The organism is Haemophilus sp. THUN1692 (assembly GCF_059704395.1).
In genome coordinates this window covers 2,081,617-2,093,354 of record NZ_AP046579.1, presented here as the reverse complement: position 1 = coordinate 2,093,354, position 11,738 = coordinate 2,081,617, and the positions used below count along the sequence as shown (strand labels likewise).

General features: G+C 37.9%; 11 protein-coding genes. 6 read left to right on the top strand and 5 right to left on the bottom strand.

From position 1 onward, the window contains the following. Positions 1-57: 57 nt before the first annotated feature. The gene (mutT, locus tag AC6H0A_RS10775; RefSeq protein ID WP_005640149.1) at positions 58-471 is read left to right on the top strand and encodes an 8-oxo-dGTP diphosphatase MutT; all 414 of its coding nucleotides are present in this window, start codon (positions 58-60) and stop codon (positions 469-471) included. Between the two features lie 50 nt (positions 472-521). Here the strand turns inward: mutT and AC6H0A_RS10770 are convergent, their stop codons facing one another. The 5 genes from AC6H0A_RS10770 to yggU all read right to left on the bottom strand — a co-directional run bounded on the left by AC6H0A_RS10770 (position 522) and on the right by yggU (position 5,509). After that, positions 522-785 carry a DUF5339 domain-containing protein gene (locus AC6H0A_RS10770; protein WP_044232187.1) on the bottom strand — a complete coding sequence of 88 codons (264 nt, stop codon included), beginning with the start codon at positions 783-785 and terminating at the stop codon, positions 522-524. A gap of 89 nt (positions 786-874) precedes the next feature. Next, complete coding sequence (holA, locus tag AC6H0A_RS10765) at positions 875-1,909, bottom strand: DNA polymerase III subunit delta (protein WP_005640153.1); 1,035 nt, start codon at positions 1,907-1,909, stop codon at positions 875-877. Further along, on the bottom strand, positions 1,909-2,412 hold the full coding sequence (locus tag AC6H0A_RS10760; protein ID WP_044232191.1) for an LPS-assembly lipoprotein LptE: 504 nt from the start codon (positions 2,410-2,412) through the stop codon (positions 1,909-1,911). The genes holA and AC6H0A_RS10760 overlap by 1 nt, the downstream gene beginning before the upstream one ends. A gap of 95 nt (positions 2,413-2,507) precedes the next feature. Next, positions 2,508-5,093: a leucine--tRNA ligase gene (leuS, locus tag AC6H0A_RS10755; RefSeq protein ID WP_005640157.1), complete on the bottom strand. Its 2,586-nt coding sequence runs from the start codon at positions 5,091-5,093 to the stop codon at positions 2,508-2,510. 128 nt (positions 5,094-5,221) lie between these two features. After that, positions 5,222-5,509 (bottom strand): DUF167 family protein YggU, encoded by a 288-nt coding sequence (yggU, locus tag AC6H0A_RS10750; RefSeq protein WP_005631228.1) that lies wholly within the window; start codon positions 5,507-5,509, stop codon positions 5,222-5,224. Positions 5,510-5,661: 152 nt separating this feature from the next. Between yggU and uppS the strand changes: the two genes are divergently transcribed. The 5 genes from uppS to AC6H0A_RS10725 all read left to right on the top strand — a co-directional run bounded on the left by uppS (position 5,662) and on the right by AC6H0A_RS10725 (position 11,729). Beyond that, positions 5,662-6,381 carry a polyprenyl diphosphate synthase gene (gene uppS, locus AC6H0A_RS10745; protein ID WP_005640159.1) on the top strand — a complete coding sequence of 240 codons (720 nt, stop codon included), beginning with the start codon at positions 5,662-5,664 and terminating at the stop codon, positions 6,379-6,381. A 21-nt stretch (positions 6,382-6,402) separates the two neighbouring features. Next, a complete protein-coding gene (locus AC6H0A_RS10740) occupies positions 6,403-7,269 on the top strand; it encodes a phosphatidate cytidylyltransferase (protein WP_005640160.1) in 867 nt (288 codons plus the stop codon). A gap of 9 nt (positions 7,270-7,278) precedes the next feature. Next, entirely contained in the window at positions 7,279-8,610 is a 1,332-nt protein-coding gene (gene rseP / locus AC6H0A_RS10735; protein ID WP_005640162.1) for a sigma E protease regulator RseP, read from the top strand. 19 nt (positions 8,611-8,629) lie between these two features. Beyond that, positions 8,630-11,008, top strand: coding sequence for an outer membrane protein assembly factor BamA (bamA, locus tag AC6H0A_RS10730; protein ID WP_005640164.1), 2,379 nt, complete (start codon positions 8,630-8,632; stop codon positions 11,006-11,008). A 112-nt stretch (positions 11,009-11,120) separates the two neighbouring features. Next, positions 11,121-11,729 carry an OmpH/Skp family outer membrane protein gene (locus tag AC6H0A_RS10725; RefSeq protein WP_005640166.1) on the top strand — a complete coding sequence of 203 codons (609 nt, stop codon included), beginning with the start codon at positions 11,121-11,123 and terminating at the stop codon, positions 11,727-11,729. Positions 11,730-11,738 lie beyond the last annotated feature (9 nt).

The window sequence follows — 11,738 nt, the reverse complement described above, 5'->3', positions numbered from 1 at the left end:
CCAAAGTGCGGTGATTTTTCACCGCACTTTTTTCATAGGTGCTATTGGATAGAAGAAATGGATAAAAAAATTATACCAGTTGCTGCGGGGATTATTCGTAATGAGTTTGGTCAGATCTATTTAACGCAGCGTTTAGAAGGACAGGATTTTGCCCAATCTTTAGAATTTCCTGGTGGAAAAGTGGATGCGGGAGAAACCCCTGAACAGGCTTTAAAACGTGAGCTGGAAGAGGAAATTGGAATTGTTGTATTAAATGCAGAACTTTATGAGCGTTTCCAATTCGAATATCCAACAAAGATTATTTCTTTTTTCTTTTATGTCGTAGATGAATGGATTGGTGAGCCTTTTGGGCGAGAAGGGCAAGAAGGTTTTTGGGTTGATCAACATGCATTAGATGCGGGACAGTTTCCTCCCGCTAATGCAAAATTAATTCATCGGTTATTGAATGAAATTCTCCATCCTATAAACTAAAACCCTAGTCAAACTAGGGTTTATATAACATCTATTGATTCTTTTCCAAATTATTTCGGCATTGCTGCTTTCATTTGTTTAAGTTGCTCTGCCGCTTGATTACAAGCCTGATCTTGTGCCGCTGCGGGCATTGATGCAAATTGTTGTTTGCTTGATTCATATTGTGCTTTCATTGCATTTGCTTGCGCAGCTGGCATTGATGCTAAGAAAGAATCAATTTCAGCGAAATAAGTTTTACAACTTGCAGACAAATCAGCTGCAGAAGCTGAAAAACCAAATCCCATTAAAATAAGTGTAGCTAGTGTTTTTTTCATCATGATATCCTCACGAAAATTAATTAATAAGTTATTGCCGATATGGCGTTTTATTATACCGCTTTAGTGCAAAAAAAAAACAATAGCAATTATAAACAAATTTTTACAGATAAATCAGCGAGTTTAATCCACACTTCATCGCTAAACTCTTGCTTAGCAAGACGTTCAATATTGGCGAGCTCTTGGATAATTTCGTAGAGTTTTTGGTAGGTTAAACGTTGAATCGCACTTAAAAAGAGCGGTCGGCGATTTTGCCAGATTTTTAGACGGTCAAATTCAGTCTTAATTTGTTGAGTTGGAAGTTTTTCCGTTGTCATAATACGTTGCTGTGGTTTGGTGAGTTCAAGCAACGTAAATAATTCTCTCTGTAGCGTGCGTAATAAAATAACAGGTTGCACATCTTCAGCTTGTAACCCTTTTAAAATACGTTTAGCACGATTTGCTTTTCCCATTAGCAAAGCATCAATCCATTGAAATGGTGTAAAAATTGAGGATTGTTCGACTACGCTAATGACACGATTATAGTTAAGTTTATGGTCAGGATAGAGCAAATCTAAAAGCTGCAGAGCTTGTTTGAGTGCGAGCAGGTTATTCTCATAACTGTAACAAAGTTGTTGGATTGCTTCATCATCAGCGTCTAATCCCATCGCTTTGGTACGATTTTTTACCCAACGAGGGAGATTTTCAGTCGTAGGTGTTTGGCAATTTACGAGAATCGCACTGGTTTCATATTGGTTTAGTTCAACAAACCATGCTTGGTTTTCATTTGCTTTGGCTAGCTTTGCAATTTGTAAAATCAGCAAGATATCGTCATGTAGAACCGAAATAAATTCTTGCAGATTTTTCTGTAAAAGTGCGGTGAAATTTTCAGGTAAATTTAATACCATGACTTGTTTATTAAAAAACAATCCCATGGATTGACAGGATTCTATGAGTTGTGCCCAGTCAGTTTGGCTATCAATCTGAATGTTATTTTTCTCATCGAATCCTTGTTGGTTGGCTATTTTATAAATGGCATCTTCACTTTCACTCAGTAACAATGGATCTTGCCCTACCAAAAAGTAAACTTTGGCTAAACGTTGGGAAAGATGTTGATTAAGTTGCTCAGGGAAGATGCGATTCATTATTTGTTTTTCACTTGTTTTTCTAATGCGACCATTTTAGTAATGAGCTGACGTGCAGCTTGTTCTCGCATATCATTCCAAATTACTTCTCGTTCGCTAGATTTAGCTAATGCTGCGCGAGAGTTATCAAAGAAAGTGCGGTTGACTTTTGCCGTGATTGGATGGCTTTCACCATTCGCTAAACGAATGCTAGCTTCCACTTCTAACATCAATACTTTTTCAGCTTCGCGTCCGCGTTTAAAGACAGAGGCAACTTCATCATTTGTGCGGAATTTATTTATGCGCAAAACAGGAATGCCTTGAGTCAAATTGACGAGCTGAATGTTGTTCGCTTGTAGTTGATTACGCATCGCAACTGATATTTCGCTGTATGGATCGGGGCTCTCAAATGTAAGAGTACGTAATTCTTGTGGAATTAATGTACCGTTTTGAAAATGCCAGCCGCAAGCAGAAAGCGCGGTAATGCTTGCCACAATGAACAATACTTTGATTGATTTAATCATAAAAATTACCTTTATTGTGGAGTGTATGAATTTAAAATCCATACACTAATAAAGATAGAATCTGTGAAATATCAATATTCCACAGATTCTACGGATTATGGTTTAACCACAAAATTCAACATTTTTAATGGAATATAGATTTCTTTAAGAATTTCTTTTCCATTAAGGAATTTTGCAACATTAGGATCTGCTTTGGCTGCTGCTTTAATTTCTTCTTCTGAAGAGGTTGCTGGGACAGTAACTTTTCCACGAACTTTGCCATTTACTTGCACAACAATGAGTTTTTCATCTTCTACCATTGCTGCTTCATCAGCTTTCACCCATTCAGCGGTATCGATGTTGCTTTCATTTCCTAGCGCTTGCCATAATTCAAAGCAGATATGTGGCGTAATTGGATAAAGCATACGAACAACTGCACTTAACGCTTCCGCCATGACAGCACGATCTTGATCGCTTTCTAAGGAAGCCTTAGTCAGTTTATTCATCAACTCCATTACTGCTGCAATTGCAGTATTAAATGTTTGACGGCGACCAATATCATCACTCACTTTTGCAATGGTTTTATGTACTTCACGACGAAGCGCTTTTTGTGTTGCTGAAAGTGCGATGATATCTAGGCTAGTTTTTGCTGGATTTTGTTGATATTGATATACCAAATTCCAAACACGTCCTAAGAAACGTTTCGCACCTTCTACGCCAGATTCTTGCCATTCCAAGGTCATTTCAGCTGGAGAGGCAAACATCATAAACAGACGAACAGTATCGGCACCATATTTTTCTACCATTTCTTGTGGGTCAATACCATTATTTTTGGATTTCGACATTTTGGTCATGCCACTATGGACTAGTTCACGCCCTTCAGGATCGGTGGCTTTAATGATGCGACCTTTCTCATCACGCTCAAGGGTCACTTGAGTTGGACTTACCCAAATACGCTCGTTAGTCGGACTGGTGTAGTAGAAGGCATCTGCAAGCACCATACCTTGACATAATAATTTATCGGCTGGTTCGTCACTGGTTACAAATCCCGCATCGCGTAATAATTTGTGGAAAAAACGGAAGTAGAGTAAGTGCATTGTTGCGTGTTCAATACCACCGATATATTGATCCACTGGTAACCAATAGTTTGCTTCTTCCGCATCAAGCATGCCATTTTGATATTGTGGACAAGTGTAGCGAGCGTAATACCAAGAGGATTCCATAAAGGTATCAAAGGTATCAGTTTCTTTTAATGCTGGTGCGCCGTTAAGGGTTGTTTTTGCCCAGTTAGGATCAGCTTTAATTGGACTTTTCACGCCATCCATTACCACATCTTCAGGCAGAATAATAGGTAAATCTTCCATTGGCGCAGGCACTACATCGCCATTTTCAAGGGTTAGCATCGGAATTGGTGCCCCCCAATAACGTTGGCGCGAAACGCCCCAGTCACGTAAACGGTAATTCACTTGGCGTTTTCCAACACCTAATTTTTCTAATTTATCTGCAATGCCGTTGAATGCACCATCAAAATCTTTACCATCAAACTCGGCTGAGTTCACTAATTTACCGTGTTCAACAAAAGCTTGTTTGGTTAAATCAATTTCTTCATCTGCAAGCGGTGCGATCACTTGTTTAATTGGCAAACTGTATTTTTGAGCAAATTCAAAGTCGCGTTGGTCGTGAGCTGGAACAGCCATTACCGCGCCGGTACCATAGTGCATTAACACGAAATTAGCGACCCAAATCGGTAATTTTTCACCCGTCAATGGATGAATAGCAAATAAGCTCGTTGCCATTCCTTTTTTCTCCATTGTCGCAAGATCAGCTTCTGCTACTTTGGCGTTTTTCGCTTCTTGGATAAAGGCGGCTAACTCGGGATTGTTTTGAACTGCCAAACTTGCTAATGGATGTGCTGCCGCAATGCCTAAATAACTCACGCCATAAAAGGTATCTGGACGCGTGGTGTAAACTGCTACTTTTTCATTGGTATCTGCAACATCAAAGGTAATTTCTACCCCTTCAGAACGACCGATCCAGTTACGTTGCATGGTTTTTACCATGTCAGGCCATTGTGGAAGAGTATCTAAACCACCTAATAATTGCTCGGCATAGTCAGTAATTTTGATAAACCATTGTGGGATTTCTTTTTGTTCCACCGGTGTATCACAACGCCAGCAACAATCTTCGTGTACTTGCTCGTTTGCGAGTACGGTTTCATCATTCGGACACCAGTTTACGGTTGAGGTTTTTTTGTACACTAATCCTTTTTTGTAAAGCTCAGTGAAGAACCATTGTTCCCATTTGTAGTATTCTGGTTTACAGGTTGCGATTTCACGATCCCAGTCGAAACCAAAGCCTAAAAGCTGAAGTTGTTTTTTCATGTAGGCGATGTTTTCGTACGTCCATTTAGCAGGCGCAGTTTTGTTTTTAATTGCGGCACCTTCTGCTGGTAAACCGAAAGCATCCCAACCAAATGGTTGTAATACGTTTTTGCCTAGCATGCGTTGATAACGAGAAATTACATCTCCGATAGTGTAGTTGCGCACATGCCCCATATGCAGACGGCCAGAAGGATACGGGAACATAGAAAGACAGTAATATTTTTCTTTAGATTCGTCTTTGATTGCTTTGAAAACTTTATTTTCTGCCCAGTATTGTTGAACCTTTGGTTCGATCATATCGGGGCGATATTGTTCTTGCATAAAATCACCTTAAATTTTAACCGCACTTTTGCAGCATTTTGATAATAGAAAATGTGGTATAGAATACCGTAAAAAGGCATAAATTGATAGGGCAGGAGACCAAAGTGCGGTGATTTTTTTCTTTGTTTTTACAATAGATTTTGAATTTCTTTTGGAATTAATTTGGGTTCAGGAATCCAAACTTGTTTGTGTCTGCTCAATTCCCCTTTTTCTAAAATAATACTGCTTTTAGGCACTTTGAAGGATTTACTTAAAAATTTCAATAAATGCGCATTTGCTTGACCATCAACAGGTGGCGCAGTAATGGTAATTTTTAGTTCATCATCGTGAATGCCAGCAATATGATCTTTACTGGCTTTTGGTTGTAAGAATATTCTTAATCTAATACCGTCTTTATTTTGTTCAATAGCAGACATAAATTTTTTGTTTTGTTTATTTTTCTTTATTATAAAAATGAATTAAGTAAAAAATAAAGTATGGATTAAGGCTCGCTAATCCATAGCAAGCAAATACAACTTATGATATAGTTCACAGCCGAATTTATAGGGATCTTTTTATAATAAAAATAATGATAGAACTCGATCAAAACAATATTCCAAAACACGTTGCCATTATTATGGATGGTAATGGGCGGTGGGCAAAACAGAAAAATAAAATGCGAATTTTTGGCCATACCAATGGTGTATCTGCAGTTCGCCATGCGGTAAGTTATGCTCGCCAAACTGGAGTAAATTTTCTTACACTTTATGCCTTTAGTAGCGAAAATTGGAATCGACCAGAGCAAGAAGTCAGCGCATTAATGACGCTTTTTATGCAAGCTTTAGATCGCGAAGTGAAAAAATTACATAAAAATAATATTCGCTTGAAAATTATTGGCGATGTATCTCGTTTTAGTGAATCTTTACAAGAAAAAATTGCAAAAGCGGAAAATTTAACAGAAAAAAATACCGCACTTACGCTCAATATCGCTGCAAATTACGGCGGTTGTTGGGATATTGTACAAGCGACAAAACAACTCGCAGAAAAAGTAAAAAATAATGAAATGAACGTTGAAGAGATTGATGAAATTACTTTTCAGTGTCATTTGGTTACACAAGATGAACCACCAGTAGATCTGTTGATTCGTACCAGTGGTGAACAACGAATTAGTAATTTTTTATTATGGCAAATTGCATATGCGGAACTTTATTTTTCCGATGTGCTGTGGCCAGATTTTGATGAGGCGGAATTTAACCGCGCCATCGCATGTTATCAACAACGTCATCGCCGTTTTGGTGGGACAGAATAATTCAATAAATGGATTAAAATTATGCTTAAACAACGAGTTTTATCTGCCATTGTGTTAATCGCAGCGGTGTTATGTGCACTATTTTTATTCACGCCTTTTTATTTTGCCCTTGCGTTAGGTGCTGTGGCGACTTTAGGCGTTTGGGAATGGACTCAGTTTGCTCGCCTTAAACAGCCTTTAGCGCGTTTTTGTGTCGCGGCTTTTTTAGGCGCATTTATCTTTTTATGGCTCTATACTGAGGGCAACTATTTAGATGCCGGTCGTGTGTTTGAACAGCATCTCCAGCTTTTATTGATGAATGCTGTTGGTTGGTGGGGTTTAGCTTTATTGCTTGTGGTGAGTTATCCTAAATCAGCTAAATTTTGGTCTAAAAATCCTCTTTTACAGCTTTTACTTGCCTTTTCTACTTTGATTCCATTTATCGCGGGTGTATTACGTTTACGTTTAGAACACTATACCCATGATCCTTATCACGGCTTATTTTTATTACTTTATGTATTTGTGCTTGTTTGGGCGGCTGATTCTGGTGCTTATTTTAGCGGACGAGCATTTGGTAAACGTAAACTTGCGCCAAAAGTTTCACCAGGCAAAAGCTGGGAAGGCGTTGTTGGTGGTTTAATTACTGCGTTAGTGCTTGCTTTTGTGTTTATTCATTTCTCTGGCGATGCTTTAGTTGGTGAGCGAAATATCACTGGATTCGTTATCCTTTCCGTTGCAACAGTTGCAATTTCGGTATTGGGTGATTTAACTGAAAGCATGTTTAAACGTGAGTCTGGTGTGAAAGACAGCAGCCAATTAATTCCTGGTCATGGTGGTGTATTAGATCGTATTGATAGCTTGACTGCAGCGGTACCTTTTTTCAGCTACTTCTATTTCTTTGTGTTATAAGGATTTTGAATGTCATTTTTGTGGTCGCTAGGTTCTTTTATCATTGCTATTGCGGTATTAGTATCCGTTCACGAATATGGTCACTTTTGGGCTGCTAGAAAGTGCGGTATAAAAGTCCATCGTTTTTCAATTGGCTTTGGTAAGGTAATTTGGAAACGTATCGATAAGCATGGTACAGAATTTGCGGTTTCAATGATTCCTTTAGGCGGCTATCTAAAAATGCTTGATGGACGCAATGAAGAGGTTCCAGTTGAACAAAAGCCACAAGCATTTGACAGTAAAAGCGTATTACAACGCGCATTTGTGATTATCGCCGGTCCTTTGGCAAATTTTATTTTCGCGATTTTTGCCTATTGGGTCATCTATCTTTACGGAATACCAAGTGTTAAACCTGTGATTGAATTGATAACGCCAAGTTCAATCGCGGCACAATCGCATATTGAACCCAATACACAAATTCTAGCGGTTGATGGCGAAGAAACTCAAGATTGGGAAACTATCAATATGCTGCTTGCCACAAAAATGGGGGAGCCTAATGTTGAGATTACCCTTTCTTCTTTTGGTTCCAATATTGAACAACAACGGACTTTAAATCTTGCAAATTGGACGTTTGATCCTGAAAAAGAAAGTGCGTTTGAGGCATTAGGGATTATGCCTATGCGTCCTAAAGTTGAAATGGTGCTTTCTAAAGTTGTTCAAGGTTCTCCCGCTGAGAAAGCGGGTTTACAAATCGGTGATAAAATTTTAAAAGAAAATTTAACCGCACTTCCTTGGCAAGATTTTATAAAACAGGTCGAACAAGGCGAATCTTTTTCTATTAAAGTTGAACGTAATGGGGAAACGCTTGACAAAATTATCACTCCAGTGCGTAATCAGAGTGGAAAATGGTTTGTGGGTTTAAGCCCAACTTTCGTAAAATTATCTGATGAATATCGTACAGAATTAAAATATGATATTCTTGACGCCTTGCAAAAAGGCATTGAAAAAATTGGCCGACTTTCTGTGTTAACCTTGAAAGTGTTAGGGAAATTAATCACGGGTGATTTGTCATTAAACAATTTAAGCGGTCCGATTTCCATTGCTAAAGGTGCTGGTGCATCTGCTAATATTGGATTGGTGTATTTTTTAAGTTTTATGGCATTGATTAGTGTGAATTTAGGCATTATGAATTTATTCCCATTGCCTGTATTAGATGGCGGCCATTTAGTTTTTTTAGCTATGGAAGCTGTTAAAGGAAAACCTGTTTCTGAACGGGTGCAAAGCATCTGTTATCGAATTGGCGCAGCGCTGTTATTAAGTTTAACGGTGTTTGCATTATTTAATGATTTTTTACGTCTATAATTTATATAGGATACAATCGATGAAAAAACTTCTAATCGCAAGTTTATTATTCGGTACGACAACGACTGCGTTTGCCGCACCTTTTGTGGCAAAAGATATTCGTGTGGATGGTGTTCAAGGTGACTTAGAACAACAAATCCGAGCAAGTCTACCTGTTCGTGCTGGTCAGCGTGTGACTGACAATGATGTGGCTAATATTGTCCGCTCTTTATTCGTAAGTGGTCGATTCGATGATGTGAATGCACATCAAGAAGGCGATGTCCTTGTTGTTAGCGTTGTGGCTAAATCGATCATTTCAGATGTTAAAATCAAAGGTAACTCTGTTATTCCAACTGAAGCACTTAAACAAAACTTAGATGCTAACGGTTTTAAAGTTGGTGATGTTTTAATTCGAGAAAAATTAAATGAATTTGCAAAAAGTGTAAAAGAACACTATGCAAGTATAGGTCGCTATAACGCAACAGTTGAACCTATTGTCAATACGTTACCAAATAATCGTGCTGAAATTTTAATTCAGATCAATGAAGATGATACAGCAAAATTAGCATCATTAACTTTCAATGGTAATGAATCTATTAGTAGCAGTACGTTGCAAGAGCAAATGGAATTACAACCTGATTCTTGGTGGAAATTATGGGGTAATAAATTTGAAGGCGCTCAGTTCGAGAAAGATTTACAGTCAATTCGTGATTATTATTTAAACAATGGTTATGCCAAAGCACAAATAACTAAAACTGATGTTCAGTTAAATGATGAAAAAACGAAAGTAAATGTAACCATTGATGTCAATGAAGGTTTACAGTATGACCTTCGAAGTGCTCGTATTGTTGGTAATGTGGGTGGTATGGCTTCTGAACTTGAACCGTTACTTTCTTCATTACATTTAAATGACACTTTCCGTCGCAGTGATATTGCCGATGTTGAAAATGCGATTAAAGCAAAATTGGGTGAACGTGGTTACGGTAGTGCAACGGTGAATTCTGTACCTGATTTTGATGATACAAATAAAACTTTAGCCATTACTTTTGTTGTTGATGCTGGTCGACGTTTAACTGTTCGTCAACTACGCTTTGAAGGAAATACTGTTTCAGCAGATAGTACTTTACGTCAAGAAATGCGCCAACAAGAAGGGGCGTGGTATAACTCGCAATTAGTTGAGTTAGGTAAAATCCGTTTAGATCGTACAGGATTCTTCGAAACTGTAGAAAACCGAATTGATCCTGTAAAAGGTACGGATGACGAAGTCGATGTCGTGTATAAAGTTAAAGAGCGTAATACAGGTAGTATCAACTTTGGTATTGGTTACGGTACAGAGAGTGGTATTAGTTATCAAGCTAGTGTTAAACAAGATAATTTCTTGGGAACTGGTGCTTCAGTTAGCCTTGGTGGAACACGTAATGACTACGGTACTAGCGTAAATTTAGGTTATGTTGAGCCGTATTTCACGAAAGATGGAGTCAGTTTAGGTGGCAATGTTTTCTTTGAAAACTATGACAACTCTAGAAACGATACCTCTTCTAATTATAAACGTACGACTTATGGTGGTAACGTTACTTTAGGTTTCCCTGTCAATGAAAATAACTCTTACTATGTAGGATTAGGTTACACCTATAATAAAATTAGTAATTTTGCGAAAGAATATAGCCGTGAATTGTATATGAAATCGATGAACTTTAATGGAAATGCCATTAAAACAAATGACTTTGATTTCTCATTCGGTTGGAACTATAACAGTCTTAATAGAGGATATTTCCCAACTAAAGGGGTTAAAGCAAGTCTTGGTGGACGAGTTACAACTCCTGGTTCTGATAATAAATACTATAAATTAAGTGCAGATGTTCAAGGATTCTATCCATTAGATCGAGATCATCGCTGGGTAATGTCAGCAAAAGCATCGGCTGGTTATGCAAATGGATTTGGTAATAAACGCTTACCGTTCTATCAATATTATACTGCTGGTGGCATTGGCTCTTTACGTGGATTTGCGTATGGTGCTATTGGACCTAATGCTATTTATTTAAATCCAACCCAAAATAAATGGGTGCCAAGCACAGATGTTGTTGGTGGTAATGCAATAGCTACAGCTAGCGCAGAGTTAATTGTGCCAACTCCATTTGTCGGTGATAAAGGCCAAAACTCTGTTAGAACTTCATTATTTGTGGATGCAGCAAGTGTGTGGAATACAAAATGGAAATCCGATAAAGCATTAAATGCAAGTATTGCTGCGTTAAATTTACCTGATTATGGAAAATCTAGTCGAGTTCGAGCCTCTGCCGGGGTAGGTTTCCAATGGCAATCACCTATTGGACCATTGGTATTCTCTTATGCCAAACCGATTAAAAAATATGAAAATGATGATGTAGAACAATTCCAATTTAGTATTGGTGGTTCTTTCTAATTAGATTGAACTTTTTTCATCATTCGAATGTCAAAGATAGCATTCTCTGCCTAATTTTGTTAGGCAGAGAAAATACTAAACTAACCACAATTTAATTAAGGATCTTTATCAAATGAAAAACATCGCAAAAGTAACCGCACTTGCTTTAGGTATCGCACTTGCTTCAGGATATGCAGCAGCTGAAGAAAAAATTGCTTTCATTAATGCAGGTTATATTTTCCAAAATCACCCGGATCGCCAAGCGGTAGCGGATAAACTTGATGCTGAATTTAAGCCTGTAGCTGAAAAATTAGCTGCAAGTAAAAAAGCAGTTGATGATAAAATTGCAGCTGCTCGTAAAAAAGTAGAAGCAAAAGTTGCAGCTTTGGAAAAAGATGCGCCTCGTTTACGTCAAACAGATATTCAAAAACGCCAAGAGGAAATTAATAAATTAGGCGCGGCTGAAGATACTGAATTACAAAAATTAATGCAGGAACAAGATAAAAAAGTTCAAGAGTTCCAAGCGCAAAATGAAAAACGTCAAGCAGAAGAGCGTGGTAAATTATTAGATAGTATTCAAACTGCTACAAATAATTTAGCAAAAGCGAAAGGTTATACTTATGTGCTTGATGCAAATTCAGTTGTATTTGCGGTAGAGGGTAAAGACATCACAGAAGAGGTCTTAAAATCTATTCCTACTAGTGAAAAAGCAGTACCTGCTAAAGCAGAAGAGAAAAAATAATAGGTTCTC

Bases quoted from the DNA above. Each gene is read 5' to 3' on its own strand.
- bamA (WP_005640164.1), top strand. From the start codon at position 8,630: ATGAAAAAACTTCTAATCGCAAGTTTATTATTCGGTACGACAACGACT.
- rseP (WP_005640162.1), top strand. From the start codon at position 7,279: ATGTCATTTTTGTGGTCGCTAGGTTCTTTTATCATTGCTATTGCGGTA.
- AC6H0A_RS10770 (WP_044232187.1), bottom strand. From the start codon at position 785: ATGAAAAAAACACTAGCTACACTTATTTTAATGGGATTTGGTTTTTCA.
- AC6H0A_RS10740 (WP_005640160.1), top strand. From the start codon at position 6,403: ATGCTTAAACAACGAGTTTTATCTGCCATTGTGTTAATCGCAGCGGTG.
- yggU (WP_005631228.1), bottom strand. From the start codon at position 5,509: ATGTCTGCTATTGAACAAAATAAAGACGGTATTAGATTAAGAATATTC.
- uppS (WP_005640159.1), top strand. From the start codon at position 5,662: ATGATAGAACTCGATCAAAACAATATTCCAAAACACGTTGCCATTATT.
- AC6H0A_RS10760 (WP_044232191.1), bottom strand. From the start codon at position 2,412: ATGATTAAATCAATCAAAGTATTGTTCATTGTGGCAAGCATTACCGCG.
- holA (WP_005640153.1), bottom strand. From the start codon at position 1,909: ATGAATCGCATCTTCCCTGAGCAACTTAATCAACATCTTTCCCAACGT.
- mutT (WP_005640149.1), top strand. From the start codon at position 58: ATGGATAAAAAAATTATACCAGTTGCTGCGGGGATTATTCGTAATGAG.
- AC6H0A_RS10725 (WP_005640166.1), top strand. From the start codon at position 11,121: ATGAAAAACATCGCAAAAGTAACCGCACTTGCTTTAGGTATCGCACTT.
- leuS (WP_005640157.1), bottom strand. From the start codon at position 5,093: ATGCAAGAACAATATCGCCCCGATATGATCGAACCAAAGGTTCAACAA.